We start from the raw sequence: 25,568 nt of genomic DNA on the forward strand, positions 1-25,568 counted from the left end.
GCGCCCAGCGTCACTAGGCTCACGCCCCGTGACCAGATCCGCCGCAGTCCCAGAAGCTCCCGCACGCAGGGACAGCAAGGAAGCCGTCACGTGGGGCGTCCGCGTCGCCGCGTCGTGGTCCGCCCGCCTGCTCGTCATCGGCGCCCTCGTCTACGTGGTCTTCCAGCTGGTCAGCAACTTCGGCGTGGTGACGGTGCCGGTGGCGCTGGCGCTGCTGGGGTCGGCCCTGATGTCGCCGGCCGTGGCGTGGATGGAGCGCGCAGGTCTGCCCCGTGCCCTCGCCACGGCCATCGCGATGGTCGGTGGGCTCGCCCTGGTGGGCGGCGTGCTGACGTTCGTGGTGCAGCAGTTCATCAACGGCCTGCCGGAGATGCAGGACAAGGTCGGCTCCAGCGTCACCGAGGTGCAGGAATGGCTGGTGACCGGGCCGTTCCACCTCCGCCAGGAGGAGATCAACAACGCCGGCACCACCTTCACCGACGCGCTGAAGTCGCACAGCGACGCGCTGACCACCAGCGCCCTGAGCACCGCCAGCACGCTGGGGGAGGTGCTCACCGGCGGGCTGCTCACGCTCTTCACCCTCATCTTCTTCCTGCAGAACGGCCGCCAGATCTGGGAGTTCTGCATCCAGGTCATCCCCCGCGAGAACCGCGACGCGGTGGACGTCGCCGGCCACCGTGGCTTCGCCTCCCTGGTCGGTTACGTCCGGGCCACCATCGCGGTGGCCGGGGTGGACGCGATCGGCATCGGCGTGGGGCTGGCGGTGCTGCAGGTCCCGCTGGCCCTGCCCCTGTCCGCGCTGGTGTTCCTGGGCGCGTTCGTCCCGATCATCGGAGCGGTGCTCACCGGGATCGTCGCCGTGCTGGTCGCCCTGGTCACCAAGGGCTTCGTGGTGGCGCTCATCGTGCTGGGCGTGGTGCTGGCCGTGCAGCAGCTCGAGGGCCACGTGCTGCAGCCGCTGCTGCTGGGGCGCGCCGTGGCGCTGCACCCGGTGGCGGTGGTGCTGGCCATCGCGGCGGGCACCGTGCTCGGCGGCATCCTCGGTGCCGTCCTGGCCGTGCCCATGGTGGCGGTGCTCAACTCGGCCGTGCGGTCGCTGTTCTCCGACGAGGAGCCCGCGGACGCGGCGGGGCTGAGCGGGTCCGATCCCGCGGAGGCGAAGGTGCCGAGCGGCCAGCCGCAGCCTCGTGACACCGACGCCGACACCGACACCAGCGCCGATGCCGACACCAGCGCCGATGCCGATGCCGATGCCGATGCCGATGCCGACCGTCCGGGCTCGTCGGGCCCCGGCCCCGGACCGGCCTGACCCGGTGACCGCCACGGGGGGCGGCCGTCGGCGTGAGCACGCGCGCTCGTCGGCCGGCACACGGATCGACCCGGCCACGCCGCTGTGGCAGGGCGCCACCGTCTTCCGGGTGCTCACCTTCCTCTTCGCCCTCGGGGTGCAGGTCGCCTTCTCCCCCGGCTACGCCCACCCCGTGCTGAGCTGGGTGCTGGTGGGTGTGATGGGCGCCTGGACCGTGGTCACCGGTTTGGGTCACACGCAGGGCTGGGGCCGCACCCTCGCCATGGTGGCCGCCGACGTGGGCGTGGTCCTGGCGCTGCTGGCCCTGTCCCGCCTGGCGCTGACCACCGACCAGCTCGCCTCCCCCGACCCGCTGGTCACCACCATCTGGGCGGCCAACCCGGTGGTGGCCGCCGCGGTGCTCGCGGGCCCGGCGCTGGGCTTCGGGGTGGGACTGGTGGTCGCGGTGGCCACCGCGCTGGTGAATGGCTACGTGGACACCGACATCAGCCGGGACGGGGTGCTGCTGCTGTGCACCGGGCTGGTGCTCGGGGTGGCCGCCGACACCGCACGACGCTCGCACGCCCAGCTCGAGCGCGCGCTGCGGGTGCAGGCCGCGATCGCCGAGCGGGACCGACTGGCCCGCGAGGTGCACGACAGCGTGCTGCAGGTGCTCGCCTACATCCGTCGCCAGGGCAGCGAGCTCGGCGGTGACGCCGCGTCGCTGGCGGCGATGGCCGGGGAGCAGGAGGTGGCCCTGCGGGCGATGGTCTCGGCCGCGCCCGTCGACCCGACCGACGATCGCCAGCTGCCCAGCATCGACCTGCGCACGCTGCTGCAGGCCCAGGCGAGCTCGACGGTGTCGGTGTCCGTGCCTGGCACCAGCGTCCCGCTGCCGGGAGCGGTGGCGACCGAGCTGGCTGCCGTCACCCGCACCGCGCTGTCCAACGTCGCGGTGCACGCCGGGGTGGGGGCCAAGGCCTTCGTCCTGCTGGAGGACCTGGGCAGCGAGGTGGTGCTCAGCATTCGCGACGACGGCTGCGGCATCGCCGAGGGCCGCCTGGAGGAGGCCGAGCGCGAGGGCCGGATGGGGGTCGCGCGGTCGATCCGCGGCCGGGTCGCCGACCTCGGCGGTGAGCTGGTGCTGGAGACCGCGCCGGGCGAGGGAACCGAGTGGGAGGTCCGGGTGGCGCGGCCGAGCACGCCCCGCAGGAGCGACGAGACCGTCATGATGTCTGTGCGTCGGTGGGCGCACCGGCGCGGCCGGTAGCCGAGATCAGCAGCGCCCAGCTTCAGCGGGCCCGAGGTTCCACACTGCCAACGGGGGGCACCATGCAGGAGAGCACGACCGAGCCGGCTCGGGACACCGTGGTCCGGGTGATGGTGGTCGACGACCACCCGATGTGGCGGGACGGGGTCGCCCGCGACCTCACCGCTCGCGGCTTCGACGTGGTGGCCACCGCCGACGGCGTGGACTCCGCCGAGCGCATCGCCAGTGCCGTGCAGCCGGACGTCGTGCTGATGGACATGCAGCTGGGCAGCGGCTCCGGTGTCGACGCCACTGCCCGGGTGCTGCAGGTGTCGCCGGGCACGCGGGTGCTGGTGCTGTCGGCCTCCGGCGAGCAGTCCGACGTGCTCGACGCCGTCAAGGCAGGCGCCTCGGGCTACCTGGTCAAGAGCGCGTCCGTCACCGAGCTGGTCGACGCGGTGAGCGCCACTGCCGCGGGGCAGGCGGTGTTCACCCCGGGCCTGGCTGGGCTGGTGCTCGGTGAGTACCGGCGCATGTCCGCCGAGCCGGCGGCTGCAGGACCGTCCACCCCGCAGCTGTCCGAGCGGGAGACGGAGGTGCTGCGACTGGTGGCCAAGGGCCTCAGCGCCAAGCAGATCGCCGCCCGGCTGGTGATCAGCCACCGCACCGTGGAGAACCACGTGCAGTCGACGCTGCGCAAGCTGCAGCTGGCCAACCGCGTCGAGCTGGCCCGCTACGCCATCGAGCACGGCCTCGAGTAGTGAACGCGCAGAACACTTCTGCCCGACACAAGTAGCAATACTCAGGACACGGCCGCGGCATTTGGCCACGATGGGTTCATGACTCAGCACCCCGACCATGACGACGCCGTGGCACAGCTCGCCGACGAGGTCCGTTCGCTGCGCAAGCGGCTGGACGAGGTCGGTGCTGAACCCCCACAGACTCCGGCGCCACCCACCGAGCCTGCGCCTGGCCGACCGGGCCCCAGCTGGGCCCCGGTGCCCCCGCCCGCCCCGGTCCGTCCCCCCCAGCCGGCCTTCCGCGCCGGCCCCCTGGGGCCCGCGCCTCGCCCGCCCCAGGTCGCCCAGCTGCCCAGCGGGCCGATCCCCCCGGCCGCCCGCGGTCCCCGCCCGCCCAGTGGCCCGCCCCGCCCGCCGGCGGGCCCACCGCCGTGGTCCGGCTCACCCCCGGGTTACCCCCCGCCGTCGGCCCCGGTCGCCCAGCCCGGGTGGTGGGCCCGGGAGAACACCACCAGCCGCGTGCTGGCGGTCGCCGGCTCCGTCATCACCCTGCTCGGCGTGGTGATGCTGCTCGTCCTCGCGGTGCAGAACGGCTTCCTGGGGGTCGTCCCCCGCGTCGTGGGCGGCGCCGTGCTGGCCACTGCGCTGCTGGGCCTGTCCTTCTGGGTGCGCAACCGGCCGGGTGGGCAGATCGGCTCGGTCACGCTGGCCGCCACCGGAGCGGTCGGGCTGTACCTGGACGTCGTGGTGGTCACCAGCACCTACCACTGGGTGCCGGTGCCCGTCGGTCTCGTGCTCGGCTTCGCCATCACCGCAGCCGGGCTGGGCATCGCCTACTGGTGGCGCTCCCAGCTGATGGCCCTGCTCGCCGTGCTGGCCTCGTGCGCCCTCTCCCCGTTCCTCATCCAGGACGGCGGTCCTGAGCTCACTGGCTTCGTCCTGGCGGTGTGCGTCGCCGCCGGCGTGCTGCACCTGCTGCGACCCTGGCAGGGCCTCTACGTGGTGCAGACCGTGGCTCCGGTGCTCGCAGCGGCGATCTCCATCGTCGTGGCAGCCGATCGCGACACCCTCGTCTGGACCACCGCCGGCGCCTGCGTCCTGGTGACCGTGACGGGCCTGGTCTTCGCGCTGCTGGCCGTCCACCGTGATCGCACCGACAGCGTGGCGCCGGGCCTGCTGCCGCTGTCGGTGGTGCCCACCCTGCTGACTCCCACGATCCTGTCGCAGTGGTCGGCGGTCGCCGTGGTCTCCGGCGCGGCTGCCGTGCTCATCGCCCTGCGCTTCTCCCTGCCGTGGCTGCCCCGATCGGTGCAGATGGTCCTCACCGGCGCCGGCTGCGTCGCGGCGTTCGAGGCCATGTGCCTGGCCGCCACCGTGGAGTCGCGGGCTTCGCTCATGCTGACGGCCACCATCGTGCTCGTGGTGATCGCCCACCAGCTGCGCTCGCGGCTGGCGCTGGGCCTGGCCACCGGTTTCGGTGCTCTGGGCCTCGCGATGCTGATGGAGCTCGCCCCGCCCGAGCTCGCGCTGTCCGACTCCTGGGCCTCGGCGCACGCCGGCTGGCCCGCCGTGGTCGCCGGCACGCTGCTCGTCGTGGCGGCCGGCGCCCTCGCCTACGAGGTGCACTGGTCCCGGGTGCTCGGTGCCGACCCGATCAGTTGGCTCGTCGGCGGAGCGGCGATGCTCTACGGCGCCAGCACCGCGCTCGTCGCCGCCGGCGTGCTGATCTCCCCGGAGCACGGCTACATGGGGGGCCACACCGCAGCCACAGTGACCTGGATGATTGCCGCACTGGTGCTGCTGAGCCTGGGCCTGTCCACCACGAGGCAGTCGCTGGTGGCCCGGGTGGCTGGGCTGATCCTGGCCGGGTCGGCCGTGGCCAAGCTGCTGCTGTTCGACCTGGCCGCGGTCAGCGGCATCGCCCGGGTGATCGGGTTCATCGTGGTGGGCCTGATGCTCATCGCCGCTGGCATGCGCTACGCCAGGGCCATCGGCAGCCAGCCCGAGTCGCAGCAGCAGCCGGGTGGCCCGCAGGTGCCCTCGGCACACCACCTGGGCTGACCGCCCGGTCCCGGCGCCCCGCGCTGCCTCCCCCCACTACCAGCGGGGGACGGGGTAGCCGGGGCGCTCCGGCGTCGAGCGGTGCTTGCCCGGGGCGCTGCGCTGCCGTGATCCACGACGTCCGCCCGAGGACGGCGGGCCCGAGCGGTCGGGATGGTCCTCGCCCGGCTCGCTCGGCTCGTGCTCGGACAGCCCGATGCGCTGCTGCAGCCGCAGCAGTGCCGGCGGGGCCCACCACGTCCGGTCCCCGATCAGCGCGATCACCGCGGGCACCAGCAGCAGCCGCACCACGGTGGCGTCCAGCGCCAGGGCGAAGATCAGGCCCAGACCCAGGAAGCGCATCGTGGACACCTCGGAGAACGCGAACGCCCCGGTGACCACCACCAGCAGCAGCGCAGCGGCACTGATCACCCCGCCCGTCCGGGCGGTGCCCGCGCGCACGGCGTCCCGGGTGCTGGCCCCGTTTGCCCGCGCCTCGACCATCCGGGAGAGCAGGAACACCTCGTAGTCGGTGGACAGGCCGAAGACAATGGCCGCCATCAGCACCACCACGCCGGCCTCCATCGGACCGGGGGTGATGCCCACCAGCCCCGCACCGTGGCCGTCCACGAAGATCCAGGTCAGGAAGCCCAGCGTCGAGCCGAGCCCGAGGGCGCTCATCAGGACCGCCTTCAGCGGCAGGATCACCGACCCGAAGGCCAGGAACATCAGCACGAAGGTGGCCACCGCCAGCAGCAGCGCCATCCAGGGCAGCGTCGACTGCAGCGCGGACAGGCTGTCCGTGCTGCTGGCGGTCTTGCCGCCCACCAGCACGTTCGTGCCCTCCGGGACCGGCAGGGCACGCAGCTCGTCCACCACCTGCTGCCGGCTAGGGGCGCCCTCGGCCCCCTCGCCCAGGGGCACCGTGAGCACGGTGACGCCCTCGCCGCTGGCCCCCGGCTGCGCCGGGCCGGCGCCACGCACGCCGCTCACGGCGGCGACCACCTGCTGCGTCTGCTCGGGCGTGGCGCCGCTGATCGCCACGGTCGCTGACTCCGAGGCCAGCGCGGGGAACTGCTGGGCGACCTGCTCGGTCGCGGTGCGGGCCGCAGAGTCGGCGGGCAGCGCACGCTCGCTGACGTCGCCGAAGGAGGCTCCGGCGAAGGGCAGGGTGAGCGCGGCCAGCACCGCCACGATGGGGACGGCCACCAGGGCGGGGCGGCGCATCACCGTGCTCGCGACCTGCCCCCAGAAGCCGTCCAGCTGCGCCGCGCCCACCTTGCGGCGAGCCCGACCGGGCACGCTCAGGGCGTCGATGCGCGGACCCAGCACCGACAGCAGCGCGGGCAGCACGGTCAGTGCCAGGAACGCGGCCATGCCCACTGCGGCCATGCCGCCGTAGCCCAGTGACTTGAGGAAGTTCTGCGGGAACAGCAGCAGCCCGGACATCGCCACCGCCAGCAGCGTCGCCGAGAACGCCACGGTGCGCCCGGCGGTGGCCACGGTGCGTGCGACCGCGTCGGCCACGGTGCGTCCACCGGCCAGCTCCTCGCGGAAGCGGCTGACGGTGAACAGCCCGTAGTCGATGGCCAGGCCCAGCCCGATGAGGGTCACCACGTTGACCGCGAAGGAGTTGACCGGCACCACCAGGCTCAGCAGCCGCAGCAGGCCCAGCGAGCTGAGGATGGTGAGCACTCCCACCACCAGCGGCAGCGACGCGGCCACCAGCCCGCCGAAGATGAACAGCAGCAGCACCAGCACCACCGGCAGCGAGATGCTCTCCGCCCGCACCAGGTCGGCTGCGGTGCGCTCGTTCACCTCGGTGCCCACCGGGGCTGATCCCGCCAGCGCCAGCTCCACCCCGTCGACCGCGAAGGCGTCCTGCACCTGGGTGTAGCTGTCCAGCACCGCGGAGTCGTCCTGCCCGGCCAGGGTGATCACGGCCAGGCCGCGGGTGCCGGTCGCGTCCATCAGCTGCGGAGCCGGGGTGGTCCACAGCGAGACCACGGACGCGACGTGCTCCGGCGGCAGCGTCGTCAGGCGGTCGCGGATCTGCTGGCCCAGCACGGGGTCGTCGATGCGCGTGCCCGCCGGCGCGGTGTAGACGGCGAGCACGTCCCCGCCGGTGCGGCCGAAGCGCTCCTCCACCAGCTGCGCGGCCCGCGCCGACTCCGACTCCGGATCGTCAAATCCGCCCTGCGCCAAGCGATCGAACAGGCCCGCGCCGAAGACGCCGGCCAGCACCGCCGCGAGCACCACCAGCCCCAGCACCCACCGGCGGCGGCGGTGCACGAGGTAACCCCAGCTGGCGAACACGGACGGGACTCCTGACGGTGGGGAGAAGGGCCGCGGACAGTCTGCCTAACGGGCGCCGAAGGGCGACTGACCGGCCCGACCCCAGCGCGTCGACCGTGGCAAACTCGAAGGTGGGCCCGTCGCGCCAACCCCCCGTGCGCGACGGGCCCCCTCGCGCGTACCGGTGGCCCGTCCGCGGCTCAGCGGTGTGCGAGCAGCGCCGACAGCGGGCGCAGGGGCTGCAGCCAGGCACCGTCGTCGGGCAGGTTCTCCAGGTTGATCCGCGGCAGCGGCTCCCGGAAGACCCCGGGGATGTCCTCCAGGTCCACGAAGTTCACCAGCGGATCAGCGACCGCCCAGCTGGCGTGCTCCCGGAAGCCCAGCACCTGCACGGCCACGCCCTCGGCGGCCAGCTCCTCCAGCGGCTCCCGGAAGGCCTGACCGTCGGCGGAGGCCACGATGATCCCGGCCAAGCCGCAGGTGTGCTGGCGCAGCGCGATGTGGTCGAGCATGTCTGCGTCCACGTCGCTGTACTCGTCCAGCTTGGGCTTGGCGAACACCGCGAAGCCGACGTTGCGCAGGGCCTCCACCCACGGGCGGACGACCTCCGCGGTGCCCTGGGCGATGTTGGTGAACACCGTCGCCTCGGGCTCCAGCGGGCCGCCCGAGCCGTTCTCGCGCTGCAGGTCCTCCGTGCGGGTCAGCAACCAGCGACCCAGCGCGTCGAAGCGGGGCCGGAAGGCCGCTGTCGGTCGGCCGCCGAGGATGGACCCCAGACCCATGTCCAGGTTTGGGGCGTCCCACACCAGCAGGACCCGACGGCTCTGCTCAGGCTGGGAGGAGATCGCGGGTGAGGCGCTCGCAGTGCTGGTGCTCATGCTGTGATGATGCCTCAGGCGACCATCGCTCGCGCGACGTTCATCGCTTTCGCCACAGCAGCTCGGTGACCGCCGTGCCCGCCTGCTCGGCCCGGTTCTCGAACTTGGTGACGGGGCGACGCAGCAGCATCGGTGACTCCGCAGCCAGGTCGACGCGGGTCAGCAGCGGTTCCGCGTCGCCCACCTCCGCCACCTCCTCGGCGTAGGGCAGGTGGTCGGTGGCGACGTGCAGCACGCCCCCCGAGCGCAGCCGGGTCGCGATCAGCTGCACCACCGGCTGCTTGAGCAGGCGGCGCTTGTGGTGCTTGTGCTTGGGCCAGGGGTCGGGGAAGAACACCCGCACCCCGGCCAGCGACTCCTCGGCGAGCTGGTGGGTGAACACCTGCACCGCGTCGCCACGCACCGCCCGCACGTTGGTCACGCCCGCGGCCCTGCAGTGCTGCACCAGCTGGGCCAGGCCCGGCCGGTAGACCTCGATGGCCAGCAGGTTCACCTCCGGCTCCGCGGCAGCCATCGCGGCGGTGGCCGTGCCGGTGCCGGACCCGATCTCCACCACCAGCGGGGCCTCGCGGCCGAACCACGCGGCCAGGTCCAGCGGCTCGTCGCCCGCGTCGGTGCCCATGGCCGGCCACCACTCGTCCCAGGCGCGCTGGCGGGCCGGGGTCAGCGCGTCGCGCCGGGACCGGAAGCTGACCACCCGGGCGCGGGGCCGGTCGAGCGGGGCGGACGTGTCGGACATCGGGTGTGCTCCAGAGTCAGGGCTTCGGGGGTCAGGGCTTCAGGGGTCGGGGCCGGTACCAGGCTGCCTCATGGCCCTGACCGGGTCGTCGACGGACCCTGCCCACTGTGACGGGAGCTGACTGCTGCCGGTCACCCCACGGCAACGCTGCGTCATGGCACGATCGTCCGACAGGCGTGCACCGGAGGGAGGGCTGATGACCGCTGTCGTGGGCCAGGCCCTGCCCGGCGCCCCGGCCACCTCCCTGCGCGACGCCCTGCTCGCGACCTGCCACGACCTGGCCCAGCGCTGCTCCCCGGAGACCGCGGCCGGCGTGGGGCACGTCGCCGCACGGCTCAGCAGTCCCCTGCAGGTCGCCGTCGCCGGACGCATCTCCTCGGGCAAGTCCACGCTGGTGAACGCCCTCATCGGCCGCCGGGTGGCGCCCACCGCGGTGGGTGAGTGCACCCGTCTGGTCACCCGCTTCTCCTACGGTGACGTCGACCGGGTGGAGGTCATCACCCACGCCGGGGCCCGCACGGTGGTGCCGCTGACCGCCGAGGGCATGATCCCGGCCGACGTGGCCACCCTCGCCGGGGTGCGGCCCGAGGAGGTGTCCCACCTCGAGGCCTACCTGACCAGCGCGCTGCTCGCGGAGCTGACGGTGGTGGACACCCCCGGCCTGGGGTCGCTGGACATCGCGTCGTCGGCGCGCACCGATGCGCACCTGGTGGGCAGCACCCGCAGCGCGGTGGCCGGAGCCGAGGCGGTGCTCTACGTCTTCACCCAGACCGTGCGCGCCGACGACGCCGAGGCACTGGCCGCCTTCGCCGGTGCCACCGCCGGGCAGGAAGCGGGCCCGGTGAACGCGCTTGGGCTGTTGAACAAGGCCGACACCGTGGCCCCGGAGTCGGTGGCCGAGGCCGGCGGAAACGTCTCGCAGGCGGCACGGCTGCTCGCCGCCGCCCAGCAGCGGCTGCTGGGGTCACGGGTGGCCGAGGTGCTGCCGGTGATCGGTCTGCTGGGCGAGACCTGCGAGACCGGGGGCCTGGGGGCGCGCGAGGTGGAGGCGCTACGGGTGCTCGCCGCCGTCCCCGACGACACCCGCATCGCGATGCTGCTGGCCACTGACCTGTTCCTCTCCCTGGACTGCCCCCTGGACGTGGCCACCCGGCGGCACCTGCTGGAGGTGCTCGACCTCTACGGGGTGGCGTGCGCGGTGCGGGCCCTGCGCGCCGACCCGCACATGTCCGTGGGCCGCCTGCGGACCGCCCTCAACGCGGTGTCCGGCCTGGCCCAGGTGCGGGAGCGGCTGGCGGTCGTGTTCAGCGCCCGCGCCGAGGGGATCAAGGCCTCCGCCGCACTCGCCTCGCTGTCCGCGCTGGCCCGCAGCTGTCCGCAGCCGAGCGACCAACGGCTGCTGCGCGGGGCGGTGGAGCAGCTGCTGCGACGGCCGGAGACCCACCAGCTGCGCCTGGTGGAGGTCCAGACGCTGCTGCGCACCGGGGCGGTGCCGCTGCCGCCGGCACTGGTGGGCGAGGCGCTGCGGCTGCGCCCCGGCACCGCCCCCGCTCACCAGCTCGGGCTGCCCGGCGCCACCCGCGCCGAGCTGGCCGAGCGCGCGCTGCAGCGGGCGGGGTGGTGGCGCTCGTTCGCCACCTTCGCCGAGGACACCGGGCAGGCACGGGTGGGCCAGGTGGTCCACCGCGCGTACTTCCTGCTCTGGCAGGAGCTGCGGGACGCTGCTCGGTGAGCGGGCTGCCGACCGCGGTCCGCGCCGCGATCACCGAGCTGTCCGCGCTGCTGGCCGAGGCCGACCCCACCGCCGCCGCGCAGCTGAGCCGCCAGCAGGCCAGGCCGACCGAGGCGCCCACCGTGGTGCTGATCGGCGAGACCAACCGCGGCAAGAGCTCGTTGGTCAACGCCCTGCTCGCCACCCCGGAGCTGTCCCCGGTGCAGGCGGGGCCAGCGACGTCGACCTACCTGGTGCTGCGCCACGGCCCCCAGTGGTCGGCTCAGGGTCGCTACGCCGACGAGCGCCCACCGGTGCCAGTGGATCTCGCCGAGCTGCCCGCGTGGGTGTGCGGCGGCCCGAACGGGCGTGCCGAGCCGGTCGCCCCGCCCCGCTACGTGGAGGTCTGCGGCCCTGTCCCGCTGCTGGCCAACCTCACCCTGGTCGACACCCCCGGGGTCGGCGGGCTGCGTCCCTTCCACGCCGAGCTGGCCACCGAGGCCGCTGCCACGGCCACCGCCCTGCTGATGGTGGTGGACGCGAGCAGCCCGTTCACGCGCGGCGAGCTGGACTTCCTGCGGCAGGTGAGCGAGCGCGTGGAGACGGTGGTGTTCGCCCTCACCAAGACCGACGCCCACCGGGGCTGGCGCGAGGTGCTGGCCGCCGATCGCGCCCTGCTCGCCGAGCACGCCCCCCGCTTCGCCGAGGCACCCTTCCTGACGGTGTCGGCCCGTCTGGCCACGCTGGCCGCCCAGGCCCCCAGCCGCGAGGTCGCCACCACGCTCCGCCTGCAGTCGGGCATCAGCGACCTGCAGGAACAGCTGCAGCGGCTGGTCACCCACCGAGCCGCGATGCTGGCCGACGCCAACACGCTGCGCGCCCTGCACTCCGCGCTGGGCCACGCCGCCCAGCAGCGCCGCGACCGGGTGCGGGTGCTGCGCTCCGGGGCGGGCACCGCCACCGAGCTGCGCCGCCGCCGCGCCGAGCTGCTGGCCCAGCGACGCACCGGGCAGCGCGGCTGGTCGCTGCGGCTGCGCGCCCTCGTCCAGCACGCCAGGGTGGAGTCCACCCACGAGGTTGCCCGGCACGTGCGGGAGGTGCAGGCCGCGTTCCGTGCCGCGGTGGACAACGCCGACCGGGAGGCCCTCGCCGCCCTGCCCGGCCAGCTCGAACCCGCGCTGGCCGGGGTGGCGGACAAGGTCAGCGCGGCACTGGCCGAGCGGCTGCGCCTGCTGGTGGAGCAGGTGCTGGCCGAGCTGTTCACGCCCGAGGAGCTGGCGGCGCTGGCTGCGCAGACGGTCCGTGCCCAGCAGGTGCCGCTGGTGATCCGGCCGGTGGAGAAGCGCCAGGCGGCCGCGGAGGACCGGTTGATGGTGATCGCCGGCGCCTCCGGTGGCATCGGTCTGGGCCGGCTGGCGCTGATGCCGCTGGCCCTCGTGCCGGGGCTCAACGTGGTGCTCATCCCGCTCACCCTCGGCCTGGGGGCGGGCGCCGCGTGGTGGATGGCCCGTGCCCGCGGGCACCTGGCCGACAAGACCCACGTGAAGCAGTGGTCGGGCGAGGTGTTCGCGGAGGCTCGGGCCAGCCTCGACCAGGTGGTGGCCGAGCAGCTGATCGACGCCGAGCACCAGCTCAGCGCGGCGCTGGACGAGGCCCTGGCGACCCGGCTGGAGCAGATCGACGGCGAGCTGCACGCGGTGGACGAGGCGCTGCGGATGGACGGTGCCGAGCGCGCCGAGCAGCTGAGCGCCACCGAGCGGCAGCTCGCCTCGCTGCTCGCGGCCCAGGACCGCGCGGCGAGCTTGCTCACCCGGGTACGTGCGGTCCGCGACACTCGGGCCTAGTGCCCTGCGCGCTCGCCTAGGGTGGTCGCGGTGAACACCTCGGCTGCTCCCGGTACCCAGCCCGCCCCGAACACCCAGTACGAGGCCCTGCTCGCGCACGTGCTCGAGCACGGCACGCCCAAGGCCGACCGCACCGGCACGGGCACCCGCAGCATCTTCGGCCACCAGCTGCGCTACAACCTCGCCGAGGGATTCCCGCTGGTCACCACCAAGCGGGTGCACTTCAAGTCGCTGGCCTACGAGCTGCTGTGGTTCCTGCGGGGCGACTCCAACGTCGCCTGGCTGCACGAGCACGGCGTCAGCATCTGGGACGAGTGGGCCGGGGCCGACGGTGAGCTCGGCCCGGTCTACGGCGTGCAGTGGCGGTCCTGGCCCACCCCGGACGGCGGCCACGTCGACCAGATCGCCGAGGTGATGCAGACCCTGCGCACCAACCCGGACTCCCGCCGGATGATGGTCTCGGCCTGGAACGTCGGCGAGATCAGCCAGATGGCGCTGCCGCCCTGCCACGCGCTGTTCCAGTTCTACGTGGCCGACGGCAAGCTGTCCTGCCAGCTGTACCAGCGCAGCGCCGACCTGTTCCTGGGCGTGCCGTTCAACATCGCCAGCTACGCCCTGCTCACCCACATGGTGGCCCAGCAGGCAGGCCTGGAGGTCGGGGACTTCATCTGGACCGGCGGCGACTGCCACATCTACGACAACCACGTCGAGCAGGTCCGCGAGCAGCTCACCCGCACCGCCTACGGCTTCCCCCAGCTGAAGCTGCAGAAGGCGTCCTCGATCTTCGACTACTCCTACGCCGACTTCGAGGTGGTCGGCTACCAGCACCACCCGGCCATCAAGGCGCCGGTGGCGGTGTGAGGCCGGCATGGGTCTGAACCTGATCTGGGCGCAGGCCGCCAACGGCGTCATCGGCCGGGACGGCGACCTCCCCTGGCACCTGCCCGAGGACCTCGCCCACTTCCGGCACACCACCCGCGGTGCCACCGTGGTGATGGGCCGCGCCACCTGGGAGTCGCTGCCGCCGCTGGTGCGCCCGCTGCCCGGCCGCAACAACGTGGTGCTCACCCACCAGCCTGGCTGGACCGCGTTCGGCGCCACCGTGGTGCACTCGCTGGAGGAGGCCGTCGCCCTCGGTGCCGGCGACACCTGGGTGATCGGCGGTGCCAGCGTGTACGCGGCGGCGATGCCCCTGGCCGAGCAGCTGGTGGTCACCGAGCTGGCTGACCCGGTGGACGGCGACGTGCACGCCCCCGAGATCGGCTCTCGATGGCAGGTGGTGGACCGCGACCCCCAGCGGGGCTGGCACACCTCCACCACCGGCCTGCGGTACCGGATCGTCACCTACGCACGGTGAGGAGCTGGCCGAGGCCGGGCGCTACTGCACCCGGGCGACGCCCTCGCCCAGCCGCAGCGCCCGGGCAGCGCGCTCGGCCAGCACGGCGGGCGGGGCGGTGACGTCCTCGGTCATCCCCGCCTCGTCCCGGCCCAGCGGCTCCAGCGCGGCCAGCTGCGAGCCGAGCAGCTCCGGGGGCATGAAGTGCCCGACGCGTGAGCCCAGGCGGCGCGACAGCAGCTCTGGCGAGCCGTGCAGGTGCAGGAACCAGATGTCGCCGGCGGCAGCGCGCAGCACGTCGCGGTGGGCCCGCCGCAGGGACGAGCAGGCCATCACCGCAGTGCGCCCGGCGTCGGCCCGCTCCTGCATCCAGGCACTGACCGCCAGCAGCCACGGCGACCGGTCTGCCTCCTCCAGCGGCTCGCCCGCCGACATCTTGGCGACGTTGGCCGGCGGGTGGAAGTCGTCGGCGTCGCCCACCTCCGCCCCCAGCCGCTCAGCCAGCAACCGCGCCACCGTGCTCTTGCCGGCACCCGCGACGCCCATCACCACCACCTGGGGGCTTCGGCTGCGCATGGCGCGACCCTAGCGCCGGCCGCAGCCGCGAGCATGCCCTGAGGGAACCGAACCCGAGGCGAGGGAGTCTCATCTCCGACCCGAACCTGCCGAGAGGAATGTCCATGCACATCGACGAGAGCCCGGCCGAGCTGCTGACCGTCACCGTGGACGGGGACGAGCACACCTACCACGCCACCGTCGACGCGGACGCCGACGGCATCGCGGACACCGTCCACCTGGACACCGTCGACGGCAGCTACGAGTACTCCGACACCGACGGGGACGGCGCGGCGGACGAGCTCACCCGCTACGACGTGCACGGCAAGGTCCTCGGCCACGCCGTCCTCGATCCCGCCACCGGCACCTGGACCGCGGACGACAGGACCACCACCACCCCCGCAGCCGTGTCCACCGCGCCCACGGTCTCCGCCGAGATCCAGGCCGCCGCAGACCAAGCCGGTCCCTCCACCGTGGACTCCGACGGCGACGGCGTGGCCGACACCGCCGTGCTGCAGACCGCCGGCCGGACCGTCCTGGTGACCGACGTGGACGGTGACGGCACTGCCGACGTGCTGACCGAGGTGACCAGCAGCGGGGAGCACACCTCCTACGAACAGGGTGCTGACGGCCAGTGGCGGGAGGCCGGGGGCGGGGACCTCGGCGACGGCACCGGCAGCCCCGGCGCGGGAGCCACCGAGCCGCCGGCGCCGGCCGTGACCGACCCCGTCACCGGCGAGTGGATCGCCCGGTAGCGCGCTTGCGCCGACTTTGCCAGGGGCCGTGACCAACTTGTGACCAATTCCCCTAAGTGGAGTCGCTTTTCTCCGGGCCGCCCAGTTAACCTAAGGACGTACTGAACCCGGCGCTCGTGCCCGCCACCCGGCAGGCACCCGAGCCGCGTCCCTTCAAGGGCCGCAGCCGGGCCTGTCGGCTCCGCTCGTCAGGTCCTGCTTCGGTCCACTTCAGGAGAGTCTGATGACGGCAGCGACCATTCCCGGCCTCGACGAGCAGAACGGCACCGTGCCAACCCAGCACAGCGACCTGCTGGCCTGGGTACGAGACGTTGCCGAGCTCACCCAGCCTGACCGTGTCGTCTTCGTGGACGGCTCGGACGAGGAGTGGGACCGACTCACCACGCAGCTCGTCGACGCGGGGACCTTCACCCGGCTCAACCCGGAGAAGAAGCCCAACTCCTTCTGGTGCGCCTCCGACCCGGCCGACGTGGCGCGCGTCGAGGAGCGCACCTACATCTGCTCCCGCGAGGAGTCCAGTGCGGGCCCCACCAACAACTGGATGGACCCCACGGAGATGCGGTCGCTCATGACCGACCTCTACCGCGGCTGCATGAAGGGCCGCACCATGTACGTGGTGCCCTTCTGCATGGGCCCGGTCGACGCCGAGGACCCCAAGCTGGGCGTGGAGCTCACCGACTCCGAGTACGTCGTCGTCTCCATGCGGATCATGACCCGCATGGGCAACGTGGCGCTCGAGCGCTTCGGCACCGACGCCCCCTTCGTCAAGGCGCTGCACTCCGTGGGTGCGCCGCTGGCCGAGGGCGAGACCGACGTCGCGTGGCCCTGCAACGACACCAAGTACATCACCCACTTCCCGGAGGACCGCGAGATCTGGAGCTTCGGCTCCGGCTACGGCGGCAACGCGCTGCTGGGCAAGAAGTGCTACTCGCTGCGCATCGCCTCGGCGATGGCCCACGACGAGGGCTGGCTGGCTGAGCACATGCTCATCCTCAAGCTGACCTCGCCGGAGGAGAAGGTCTACTACGCCACCGCCGCGTTCCCCAGCTCCTGCGGCAAGACCAACCTGGCGATGCTCGAGCCCACCATCCCGGGCTGGAAGGTCGAGACCCTCGGCGACGACATCGCCTGGATGCGTTTCGGCGAGGACGGCCGGCTGTACGCCGTCAACCCGGAGTTCGGGTTCTTCGGTGTCGCCCCCGGCACCAACTGGGCCACCAACCCCAACGCCATGCGCACCATCGAGCGCGGCAACTCGCTGTTCACCAACGTCGCGATGACCGACGACGGCGACGTGTGGTGGGAGGGCATGGAGGGCGACCCCCAGCACCTGACGTCCTGGAAGCAGGAGGACTGGACGCCGGAGAGCGGCGAGCTCTCCAGCCACCCCAACTCTCGCTACTGCACCCCGATGTCGCAGTGCCCGGTGCTCGCGCCGGAGTGGGACGACCCCAAGGGTGTGCCGATCTCGGCGATCTTCTTCGGCGGCCGCCGGGCGACCACCATCCCGCTGGTCACCGAGTCCCGCAACTGGCAGAACGGGGTCTTCATGGCCTCCACCATGTCCAGCGAGAAGACCGCTGCCGCCAGCGGCAAGGTCGGTGACGTCCGCCGCGACCCGATGGCCATGCTGCCCTTCATCGGCTACAACGCCGGTGACTACCTGCAGCACTGGATCGACCTGGGCAAGTCCGCGGACGAGTCCAAGCTGCCGAAGATCTTCTACGTCAACTGGTTCCGCCGGGGCGAGGACAAGCGCTTCCTGTGGCCCGGATTCGGGGAGAACGCCCGCGTGCTCAAGTGGGCCATCGAGCGCATCGAGGGCAAGGCCGCGGCGCGGGAGACCGCCATCGGCTACGTGCCCACCAGCGCCGACATCGACCTGGACGGCCTCACCGGCGGCCTCGAGGACGTCGACCTGGCGCTGGAGGTCAACGACGAGGAGTGGAAGCGCGAGATCCCCTCCATCGAGGAGTGGTTCACCATGTTCGGGGACAAGCTGCCCAGCAGCCTGAGCGACGAGCTCGACGCGCTCAAGCACCGCCTGGGCTGACCACCGACGACGCACCCCACGCGGGTGTGAGCGCTTGCCCGAGGGGCGGGTACCGCAGGCCAACCGGCCGGGTGCCCGCCCCTCGGACGTGCAGGGGGAGAGTGGAGCGCGTGGAGACGGTCATGGTGATCGCTGCGCTGGCCGCGCTCTGGCTGGTGTTCAGCCTGGTGGTGCGCCGGCTCCGGCGGCGTGGGCTCACCGGCGAGCACCCGGGGGTGGGCGTCGTCCGGCCCGAGCAGCTGCGCGAGTCGAGGTCCAGGCCGAGCCGTAGCTGGCGGGAGGGCCACCGGCCCTGGCACGAGTGAGCGCGGCCCGGGGAGGTTCACCCTCACCCGGGCCGCGCTGCCGCTCGACGGTCGACGGCGGGTGTCGCGGCCGTACCGCCCCTCCGCGGTCCTGCCTCGACGTGGTCAGCTCCTCTCCTCGTCCCCGGCGGGGTGCGAGTCTCTGCACAACCCCTCAGCCGTCGTCGCCGTGCACAGGTGAGACGGCCGCTCCGGCCCGGGGCGACTCGGTGGGCCTACCCACCGCCGCTGAGTAGTTCCCCCCAGCCCGGCCCGGGCCTGCCGCCGCGTGGTGAGATGACGGCATGGACAAGTCGGGACTGATCCTCTCTCGCCGCGACCTTGCCTTCCTCCTGCACGAGTGGCTGGACGTCACCTCGCTGACCACCCGGCCGCGCTTCGCCGAGCACTCCCGGGAGACCTTCGACGCGGTGCTCGAGCTGGGCGAGCAGATCGCCACCGAGCACTTTGCGCCGCACAACAAGAAGGCCGACGCCAACGAGCCGGTGATGCGCCCGGACGGCACCGTCGAGCTCATCCCCGAGGTCGCCGCCGCGCTGGACGTGTTCGCCAAGGCGGGCCTGATGTCCGGCCAGCTCGACGAGTCCCTCGGTGGCATGCAGCTGCCCAGCGTCGTCGCCCGCGCGATGCTGGCGTGGTTCCAGGCCGCCAACGTCGGCACGTCGGCGTACCCGTTCCTCACCATGGCCAACGCCAACCTGCTGGTCGCGCACGGCACACCCGAGCAGGTGGACACCTGGGTGCGCCCCATGACCGAGGGACGCTTCTTCGGCACCATGTGCCTGTCCGAGCCGCAGGCCGGGTCCTCGCTGGCTGACATCACCACCCGAGCGGAGCCGCAGGCTGACGGCACCTACCGGCTCTTCGGCAACAAGATGTGGATCTCCGGCGGCGACCACCAGCTGAGCGAGAACATCGTCCACCTGGTGCTGGCCAAGGTCCCGGGCGGTCCGGCCGGGGTCAAGGGGATCTCGCTGTTCATCGTGCCCAAGGTCCTGCTCGGCGACGACGGCAGCCTGGGCGAGCGCAACGACGTGGTGCTCGCCGGGCTCAACCACAAGATGGGCTACCGGGGCACCACCAACACCATGCTCAACTTCGGCGAGGGCCAGCACACCCCTGGCGGCGCGGCCGGCGCAGTGGGCTACCTGCTGGGCGAGGAGCACCACGGGCTGGCCTACATGTTCCACATGATGAACGAGGCCCGCGTCGGGGTGGGCCTGGGCGCCACGGCGCTGGGCTACACCGGCTACCTGCACTCGCTGGACTACGCCCGCACCCGCACCCAGGGCCGACCGGCCACCGCCAAGGACCCGGCCTCGCCGCCGGTGCCGATCATCGAGCACGCCGACGTGCGCCGCATGCTGCTGGCCCAGAAGTCCTACGTGGAGGGCGGACTGGCGCTGGGCCTGTACTGCGCCCGGCTGGTGGACGAGCAGGACACCGCGCCGGAGCCGGCCGATCGCGAGCGGGCGGCGCTGCTGCTGGACGTGCTCACGCCGGTGGCCAAGAGCTGGCCGTCGCAGTGGTGCCTGGAGGCCAACAGCCTGGCCATCCAGGTGCACGGGGGCTACGGCTACACCCGCGACTACGACGTCGAGCAGATGTACCGGGACAACCGGCTGAACCCCATCCACGAGGGCACCCACGGGATCCAGGGCCTGGACCTGCTGGGGCGCAAGATGAGCATGCGCGGTGGGGCGGGCCTGCGGCTGCTGGGCGAGTCGGTTGCCGCCACCGTGCAACGGGCGGACCAGGCCGGCGGCGAGCTGGCAGAGCTGGGCGCGCAGCTGCGCGTGGTGGTGGAGCGAGTGGGGGCGGTGACCGCCGCGCTGTTCGCCGCCGGCGACCCCGCGGTGACCCTGGCCAACGCCTCGGTCTACCTGGAGGCGGTGGGTCACACGGTGATCGCCTGGATGTGGCTGGAGCAGCTGCTCGCGGCCCAGCCGGGCACCGGGGACTTCTACGCGGGCAAGCGACAGGCTGGCCGCTACTTCTTCCGGTTCGAGCTGCCGAAGGTCGGCGCCCAGCTCGACCTGCTGGCGTCGTTGGACACCACGGTGCTGGACGCCGACCCGGCGTGGTTCTAGCGGCTGCTGGCTAGATGCGGCGCGCGCCCGTCAGCTCGCCGTAGGGCACGGCCCCGACCTTGACCACGTCGCCGGAGGTGGGCGCGTAGACGTACTGGCCGTTGCCGACGTAGATGCCGACGTGTCCGCCGCCGTAGACGAACACCAGGTCACCGGGGGCCAGCTGGTCGTAGGCGACCGGGAAACCGACGCCGGCCTGCTCCCCTGTGGTGCGGGGCAGCGAGATCCCCACCTGACCGTAGGAGAACTGCACCAGGCCGGAGCAGTCGAACGCGCCGGGGCCGGTGGCGCCGTAGACGTAGGGCTTGCCCACCTGGGCCAGTGCCACGTCCATGGCGAGCACGGACGGGCTGACGACGCTGGCACTGGCCGGTGCCGGCGCGGCCTGCGCGGCGGCGGTCGGAGCCATCGCCAGCACGGAGGCGCCGGCGGCGGCCGCCAGCACCAGGCGGCGGAAGGAGTGACGGGGCTTGGTCGCGATCTCGGAAGGCATGTTTCCTTGGGGGTTCGGGGACGGTTGCGTCGAACCCCGCCCACGTGCGCCCGACGTGGCGCGCATCGCACGGGGTGAACCGGGCTGGGCGGGAAGTGACTCTAACGGTAACGAAATGGTCACGAAGGTCAACAGCCTCGGCTCAAGCCGTGACATACCGCACTGTGGTGACCGGTGCGGTGCGCGGCACCGCACCGGTCGGGGTGCGCTAGGTGACGTGCCGGATCGCGGTGATCTGCCCGTAGGGCACCGAGGCGACCTTGACGACGTCGCCCGAGGTGGGCGCGTGCACGTACTTGCCGTTGCCGACGTAGATGCCGACGTGGCCGCCGCCGTAGGCGAACACCAGGTCACCGGGCTGCATCTGCGAGGCCGTCACCGCGACACCAACCTTCACCTGCTGGCTGGTGGTGCGGGGCAGCGAGACACCCGCCTGCTTGTAGGCGTACTGCACCAGGCCGGAGCAGTCGAAGGAGCTCGGGCCGGTGGCGCCCCACACGTAGGGCTTGCCCACCTGCGCCAGCGCGACGTTGACGGCACGCTGAGCCGCGTTGCTGACGGTGATCTTGCTCGTCGTCGCCTTGTAGGCCTTGGGGGCGACCTGCTTGACGGTCGCCGTCGTGGACTTGGTCGTGGTGGCCGCACCCGTCGGCACCTGGGCCTGAGCGGTTGCGGTGGGCGCCAAGGTCATCGCAGCAGCAGCACCGGCGACGGTCGCGAGCATCATCCGACGCGCCTTGCGACGAGACTCAGTCGCTGGGACGGAGAACATTGCTCCCTCTCTGGGTCGGGGACAGGGTCACCTTGCTCCGGCCGTCCGACCTGGGCATTCGCGCGGCCCAGCTCGATCCCGGCCGTGTCAACGAAGGCAATATCGAAGGTAACCACCAGGCAAAATCAGTCAACCGACCTAGGCACTCGTTGTGACCAAGGCAGCACTCAGAGGTGCAGAGCAGCGGCGCCGACCACCCCTGCCGCGGCGCCGAGCTGAGCGGGCACCACCCGGAGGTCACGGGTGAAGCCCAACCGGGCGTACCGCTGCACCGCCTCCCGCAGCGGCTGCCAGAGCGGCTCCCCGGCGAGGGAGAATCCGCCGCCCAGCACCACCAGGCCCACCTCCAGCAGCGCGGCGCTGGAGGCGAGCGCCTGACCAAGGCCGGTACCGGCCCTGGCCAGGGCTGCCACCGCCACCGGGTCGTCCGCAGCCGCGGCGGCCGCCAGCGCCCGACCGTCCGCCCCCGCCCAGCCGCGGGCCCGCGCCCACCGCACCGCCGCCGGCCCGCTGGCCACCGTCTCCAGGCACCCGACGCCGCCGCAGGCGCAGGGCTCCCCGTCGGGCTCCACCACGACGTGCCCGATGTGGCCGGCGTTGCCGGTGTGACCGTGCACCACCGCCCCGGAGCGGACCACGCCGCCGCCGACCCCCGTGGAGGCGACCACCCCCAGCAGGTCCTCGACGCCGCGGCCGGCCCCGAAGCGCTGCTCGGCAATGGCCATGCAGCCGCCGTCGCCAGCCAGGCGCACCGGTCGGCCGGGCCACGCGTCCTCGACCGCCGCCACCAGGGGAAACCGACGCCAGGTCGGGATGTTCAACGGGCTGACCGTGCCCGCCGCTCGGTCGATGGGCCCCGCGGACCCGATACCGATGCCGGTGGGCTGCTGCGTGCCCGCCGCCCGCCGCAGGACCTGGTCGACGGCCTGCCACACGTCCCGCTCCGGGGTGGCCACCGTGGCGGAGCTGAGCACGGTGCCGTCCTCGTCGAGCAGCGCCGCCGCGAGCTTGGTCCCGCCCACGTCCAACCCGAGCACCGCCATGCCCCGCAGTCTGCCAACCGCGAGACGGCCTGCGGGTCAGCGAGTCCCGCAGGACCGCCGCCCATGATCCACGTCACGCCGACCGGTGAGGCACTATCAACGAATGGCTTGGCTCATCCCGTCCCCGCGCGAGCTCCTCGGTGCTGCCCGCGGGGTCGCCGACTGGTCCCTGGAGACGGCGGCACTGGCCGTGACGCTGCCCGGCCGGGTCGGGGCCGCACTCACCGACGTCGAGCTGCTGCTGCAACGGGTCTCCAAGGTGGTCGACGAGGCCGAGGCCACGGTCGGCGAGGTGCGCACGGTGGCCATGGACGCCAAGGCGGTGGTCGGGATCGTCGAGCTGGTGGCCGCCCAGGCCCAGGCCGTGGTGGGCACGGCCAGGGTGGTGGCACTGGAGGCCGGGGACGTGGTGGGAACCGCCCGCGCCGTGGCGCTGGACGCCGCTGACGTGGTGGGCACGGCCAGGGTGGTGGCACTGGAGGCCGGCGACGTGGTGGGAACCGCCCGCGCCGTGGCACTGGACGCCGCTGACGTGGTGGGCACGGCCCGGGTGGTGGCCCTGGACGCCGGGGAGGCGGTGGGCGCCGCCCGCGGGTTGGTGGTGCAGACCGGCGACGTGCTGGGCTCGGCCCGTGGGCTGACGCTGGAGGCCGCAGACACCCTGTCCACCGCACAGGGGGTGGCCGGGGGCGCCGGCGAGCTGGTGCTCTCCGCCGAGCAGCTCTCCGGGGTGGCCCAGGAGCTGCTGGACCTGTACCGGCCCCTCGCCCAGCAGGCCGCACCCAAGCTGCGCAGCTTCCTCGACTCGCTCTCCGAGAAGGAGCTGCAGGCGATCATCCGGTTCGTCGACCACGCGCCGGTGCTGGTCGAGCACATGGAGAGCGACATCCTGCCCATCTTGGAGACGCTGGACCGGGTGGGCCCGGACGTCAGCGACCTGCTCGAGGTGGCCAAGGACGTGCGCGAGGCCGCGGTGGGCATTCCCGGCTTCAAGTTCTTCCGCAAGCGCGGGGAGCAGAAGATCGAGGACGACGAGGACGAGGCCGGTCCGGTGCGGACGGACCCCACCCCGGACGGCCCCACCCGGCCCCACCAGGCCTAGCCCCGCCCGCGCAAGCTAGGGCAGCCAGTGCGCTGGCCGTTCCAGGGTGGCAGGCAGCCTGGTGGCTGCATCACCGCGGGCGGCGCGCAGCTGTGACGCGGTGAGGAACAGGGCTCCGCGCAGGTCCGCCCCGGAGAGGTCGGCGTCGCGCAGGTCGGCACCGATGAGGTCCGCCAGCCGCAGGTCCGCCCCGCGCAGCGTGGCCGCCACCAGGTACGCGCCCCGCAGGTTCGCTGCCCGCAGGTCGGCACCGGCCAACGCCGCACCGACGAGGTCGGCGCCCCGGTGGTTGCGCCTGCTGCGGGCCTTCCGGGACAGCGGCACCTCGGCCCGCGCCAGCTCGCTGGCCCGCAGCAGCAGCGCGCTGACCTCGGCACGGTGCGCGGCCACGTCCAGCGCGAGCAGCGCCGCTGCGTCGCCGTTGCTGAGGCGCTCGATCAGCGCAGCGGCCTGGGCCAGCTCGGTCCGCAGCGGCTGCGCTGCGGCCAGGGTCTGGGCCTCGGCCAGGTACCAGAGCAGCTCGTGCAGCTGCCGGACCACGGGCAGCACCGCGAACATCTGCCGCGCCGTGTGGGGCGCCTGCCGCCAGTCGTGTCCGCCGAAGGTGTGCTGCGCGACGTGCTGGCCGGCGCCGAAGCAGTCGAACACGGTGCAGCCCCTGAACCCGGCGGGGCGCAGGTGGTCGTGGATGCCACAGCCGAAGTCCGGCTTCAGGTTAGGGCAGGGATCGCCGGCGTCCTTGTCGATGGCGAAGTCGGCCGACGCAGCGAAGGGCAGCGCCACGCAGCAGAGGCCGAAGCAGCTGCTGCAGTCGGCCACCAGGTTGCGACTCCCCGTGCTGGCCACCACCCCATCCTAGGAGCCACGTCGTGCGGTCAGGACCGCAGCGGGTCCAGCGCACGCGCCAGCCGTCCCACCGCGGTGACGATCTGCGCCTCGGTGAGGCTGGCGAAGGACAGCCGCAGGTGTGCTCGAGCCTGCTCGCCCAGCGTGTAGTGCCGGCCGGGGACAACCGTCACCCCCTCGGCGAGCGCAGCCCGGGCCGCGTCGGTCTCGTCGATGCCCTCGGGCAGCTCCAGCCACAGCGACACCCCGCCCCGCGGTGGGGTGAAGCGGCAGTCGGGCAGCTCCGCCGCCAGCGCGGCGGCGAGGGTGGCGCAGCGGCTGGCCAGCCCGGCTCCGAGGGCCCGCAGGTGGCTGGACCACGCCGGGGCGGTGACGATCTCCACCGCCGCGTGCTGCAGCGGGCCGGAGACGAACAGGTCGTCGACCAGCCGCATGCCCATCACCCGCTCGGCCACCGGGCCGCGGGCCAGGATCGCGCCGATCCGCAGGCCGGGCCCGGTGGCCTTGGTCAGCGAGCTCACCGTGAGCACGTGCCCGTGCTCGTCGTCGCGGCTCAGCGCCGGCGGCGGCGGGGTGCCGTGCCCGAGCCAGCGGGCCCAGTCGTCCTCCAGGATGAACGCGCCGAAGCGCCGGGCCAGCTCGAGCACCTCGCCGCGCCGCTCCGCGGCCAGCACGCTGCCGTCCGGGTTGGCGTAGGCCGGCTGCAGGTACACCAGCCGCGCCCCGCTCAGCTGCAGCGCCCGCTCCAGCAGCTCGGGGCGCACGCCGTCGCCGTCGGTGGGCACCGGGACCGGGGTGAGCCCGGCGCTGCGGGCGATGGCCACTGCCCCCGGGTAGGTGGGCGTGGCAAACAGCACCGGCTCGCCCGCCGGCACGATCGCCCGCATGATGGCCGACACCGCGCCCTGCCCGCCCGGGGTCACCAGCACCTCGTCGGGCTGCCCGCCCACCTGGGCGGCGAACCACGACCGCAGCTCGGGCACACCCGCCACCGGGGGCCGGGCCCACACGTCCGGCCGGCGGGCCGCCCGGGCCAGCGCCGCGGAGAGGCGGTGGTCCGGGCGCAGCTCGGCACCGAGGTAGGCCGCCGACATCTGCAGCACGTCGGGGTCCACGGTGCCCAGCGCCTCGGGCAGCCCGGCGGTCTGCACCGGGCTTGCCCCGAGCGTGACCTCCTGCCAGGTGGTGTCGCGGGCCACCGAGCGACGACGCGGTGCGGTGAAGCTGCCTCGGCCCGGTCGAGTGACCACCGCACCGTCGGCCACCAGCCGGGCCACCGCCTGCGCGACGGTGGTGGCGCTGACGCCGAGCTCGTCCACCAGCACCCGGGTGCTGGGCAGCCGTGTCCCCGCCGGGGCGCCCTCGATGCGCCGAAACACCTCTCTCGCAACCCGACCCACACTGCTATCGTCAAACATGAGACGCAACGATAGC

Annotated in this window: 22 protein-coding genes; 13 read left to right on the forward strand and 9 right to left on the reverse strand. The window is 73.2% G+C overall.

Annotation, left to right across the window (positions count from 1 at the left end; all coding sequences use genetic code 11):
• Nucleotides 1-28: 28 nt before the first annotated feature.
• From ELX43_RS16200 to ELX43_RS16215, 4 genes are all read left to right on the forward strand, one after another.
• Nucleotides 29-1,309 (forward strand): AI-2E family transporter, encoded by a 1,281-nt coding sequence (locus ELX43_RS16200; RefSeq protein ID WP_127784313.1) that lies wholly within the window; start codon nt 29-31, stop codon nt 1,307-1,309.
• 4 nt (nt 1,310-1,313) lie between these two features.
• On the forward strand, nt 1,314-2,558 hold the full coding sequence (locus ELX43_RS16205; protein WP_241249328.1) for a DUF5931 domain-containing protein: 1,245 nt from the start codon (nt 1,314-1,316) through the stop codon (nt 2,556-2,558).
• 62 nt (nt 2,559-2,620) lie between these two features.
• Complete coding sequence (locus ELX43_RS16210) at nt 2,621-3,298, forward strand: response regulator transcription factor (protein WP_127784314.1); 678 nt, start codon at nt 2,621-2,623, stop codon at nt 3,296-3,298.
• 78 nt (nt 3,299-3,376) lie between these two features.
• On the forward strand, nt 3,377-5,338 hold the full coding sequence (locus ELX43_RS16215; protein ID WP_127784315.1) for a DUF2339 domain-containing protein: 1,962 nt from the start codon (nt 3,377-3,379) through the stop codon (nt 5,336-5,338).
• A gap of 36 nt (nt 5,339-5,374) precedes the next feature.
• On the opposite strand, the gene ELX43_RS16220 is transcribed toward ELX43_RS16215, so the two are convergent.
• The 3 genes from ELX43_RS16220 to trmB all read right to left on the reverse strand — a co-directional run bounded on the left by ELX43_RS16220 (nt 5,375) and on the right by trmB (nt 9,229).
• Nucleotides 5,375-7,633: an MMPL family transporter gene (locus ELX43_RS16220; RefSeq protein WP_127784316.1), complete on the reverse strand. Its 2,259-nt coding sequence runs from the start codon at nt 7,631-7,633 to the stop codon at nt 5,375-5,377.
• Between the two features lie 179 nt (nt 7,634-7,812).
• Nucleotides 7,813-8,490: an NYN domain-containing protein gene (locus tag ELX43_RS16225; protein ID WP_127784317.1), complete on the reverse strand. Its 678-nt coding sequence runs from the start codon at nt 8,488-8,490 to the stop codon at nt 7,813-7,815.
• A 40-nt stretch (nt 8,491-8,530) separates the two neighbouring features.
• Nucleotides 8,531-9,229: a tRNA (guanosine(46)-N7)-methyltransferase TrmB gene (gene trmB, locus ELX43_RS16230; protein ID WP_127784318.1), complete on the reverse strand. Its 699-nt coding sequence runs from the start codon at nt 9,227-9,229 to the stop codon at nt 8,531-8,533.
• A 196-nt stretch (nt 9,230-9,425) separates the two neighbouring features.
• Here trmB and ELX43_RS16235 point away from each other — a divergent pair, with 196 nt between their 5' ends.
• The 4 genes from ELX43_RS16235 to ELX43_RS16250 are packed head-to-tail and all read left to right on the forward strand — an operon-like array spanning nt 9,426 to nt 14,141.
• Nucleotides 9,426-10,961, forward strand: a complete 1,536-nt coding sequence (locus ELX43_RS16235; RefSeq protein ID WP_164860676.1) for a dynamin family protein — start codon at nt 9,426-9,428, stop codon at nt 10,959-10,961.
• The gene (locus ELX43_RS16240; RefSeq protein WP_127784320.1) at nt 10,958-12,784 is read left to right on the forward strand and encodes a dynamin family protein; all 1,827 of its coding nucleotides are present in this window, start codon (nt 10,958-10,960) and stop codon (nt 12,782-12,784) included. The genes ELX43_RS16235 and ELX43_RS16240 overlap by 4 nt, the downstream gene beginning before the upstream one ends.
• A 30-nt stretch (nt 12,785-12,814) precedes the next feature.
• A complete protein-coding gene (locus tag ELX43_RS16245) occupies nt 12,815-13,645 on the forward strand; it encodes a thymidylate synthase (RefSeq protein WP_127784321.1) in 831 nt (276 codons plus the stop codon).
• Between the two features lie 7 nt (nt 13,646-13,652).
• The gene (locus tag ELX43_RS16250; RefSeq protein ID WP_127784322.1) at nt 13,653-14,141 is read left to right on the forward strand and encodes a dihydrofolate reductase; all 489 of its coding nucleotides are present in this window, start codon (nt 13,653-13,655) and stop codon (nt 14,139-14,141) included.
• 21 nt (nt 14,142-14,162) lie between these two features.
• Here the strand turns inward: ELX43_RS16250 and ELX43_RS16255 are convergent, their stop codons facing one another.
• Nucleotides 14,163-14,696 (reverse strand): gluconokinase, encoded by a 534-nt coding sequence (locus ELX43_RS16255; protein ID WP_127784323.1) that lies wholly within the window; start codon nt 14,694-14,696, stop codon nt 14,163-14,165.
• Nucleotides 14,697-14,800: 104 nt separating this feature from the next.
• Between ELX43_RS16255 and ELX43_RS16260 the strand changes: the two genes are divergently transcribed.
• The 4 genes from ELX43_RS16260 (at nt 14,801) to ELX43_RS16275 (ending at nt 19,878) form a co-directional block, all read left to right on the forward strand.
• Nucleotides 14,801-15,430 carry a DUF6802 family protein gene (locus ELX43_RS16260; RefSeq protein WP_127784324.1) on the forward strand — a complete coding sequence of 210 codons (630 nt, stop codon included), beginning with the start codon at nt 14,801-14,803 and terminating at the stop codon, nt 15,428-15,430.
• A gap of 223 nt (nt 15,431-15,653) precedes the next feature.
• Complete coding sequence (locus ELX43_RS16265) at nt 15,654-17,483, forward strand: phosphoenolpyruvate carboxykinase (GTP) (protein WP_127784325.1); 1,830 nt, start codon at nt 15,654-15,656, stop codon at nt 17,481-17,483.
• Nucleotides 17,484-17,605: 122 nt separating this feature from the next.
• A complete protein-coding gene (locus tag ELX43_RS16270; RefSeq protein ID WP_127784326.1) occupies nt 17,606-17,788 on the forward strand; it encodes a hypothetical protein in 183 nt (60 codons plus the stop codon).
• A gap of 284 nt (nt 17,789-18,072) precedes the next feature.
• Nucleotides 18,073-19,878, forward strand: a complete 1,806-nt coding sequence (locus ELX43_RS16275) for an acyl-CoA dehydrogenase (protein ID WP_127784327.1) — start codon at nt 18,073-18,075, stop codon at nt 19,876-19,878.
• 10 nt (nt 19,879-19,888) lie between these two features.
• Here ELX43_RS16275 and ELX43_RS16280 read toward each other — a convergent pair whose 3' ends face one another.
• The 3 genes from ELX43_RS16280 to ELX43_RS16290 all read right to left on the reverse strand — a co-directional run bounded on the left by ELX43_RS16280 (nt 19,889) and on the right by ELX43_RS16290 (nt 22,186).
• A complete protein-coding gene (locus tag ELX43_RS16280; protein ID WP_127784328.1) occupies nt 19,889-20,371 on the reverse strand; it encodes a C40 family peptidase in 483 nt (160 codons plus the stop codon).
• Nucleotides 20,372-20,579: 208 nt separating this feature from the next.
• Nucleotides 20,580-21,098, reverse strand: a complete 519-nt coding sequence (locus ELX43_RS16285) for a C40 family peptidase (protein WP_241249330.1) — start codon at nt 21,096-21,098, stop codon at nt 20,580-20,582.
• A gap of 212 nt (nt 21,099-21,310) precedes the next feature.
• On the reverse strand, nt 21,311-22,186 hold the full coding sequence (locus ELX43_RS16290) for an ROK family protein (RefSeq protein WP_127784330.1): 876 nt from the start codon (nt 22,184-22,186) through the stop codon (nt 21,311-21,313).
• Nucleotides 22,187-22,289: 103 nt separating this feature from the next.
• On the opposite strand from ELX43_RS16290, the gene ELX43_RS16295 reads away from it, so the two are divergent.
• The gene (locus tag ELX43_RS16295; protein WP_127784331.1) at nt 22,290-23,288 is read left to right on the forward strand and encodes a hypothetical protein; all 999 of its coding nucleotides are present in this window, start codon (nt 22,290-22,292) and stop codon (nt 23,286-23,288) included.
• A 15-nt stretch (nt 23,289-23,303) separates the two neighbouring features.
• On the opposite strand, the gene ELX43_RS16300 is transcribed toward ELX43_RS16295, so the two are convergent.
• Both ELX43_RS16300 and ELX43_RS16305 read right to left on the reverse strand, forming a co-directional pair.
• Nucleotides 23,304-24,071: a pentapeptide repeat-containing protein gene (locus tag ELX43_RS16300; protein WP_206518288.1), complete on the reverse strand. Its 768-nt coding sequence runs from the start codon at nt 24,069-24,071 to the stop codon at nt 23,304-23,306.
• 92 nt (nt 24,072-24,163) lie between these two features.
• On the reverse strand, nt 24,164-25,552 hold the full coding sequence (locus ELX43_RS16305) for a PLP-dependent aminotransferase family protein (RefSeq protein WP_127784333.1): 1,389 nt from the start codon (nt 25,550-25,552) through the stop codon (nt 24,164-24,166).
• Between the last annotated feature and the right edge of the window lie 16 nt (nt 25,553-25,568).

Origin of the sequence: Rhodococcus sp. X156, from assembly GCF_004006015.1 — a bacterium.
Lineage (GTDB): Bacteria > Actinomycetota > Actinomycetes > Mycobacteriales > Mycobacteriaceae > X156.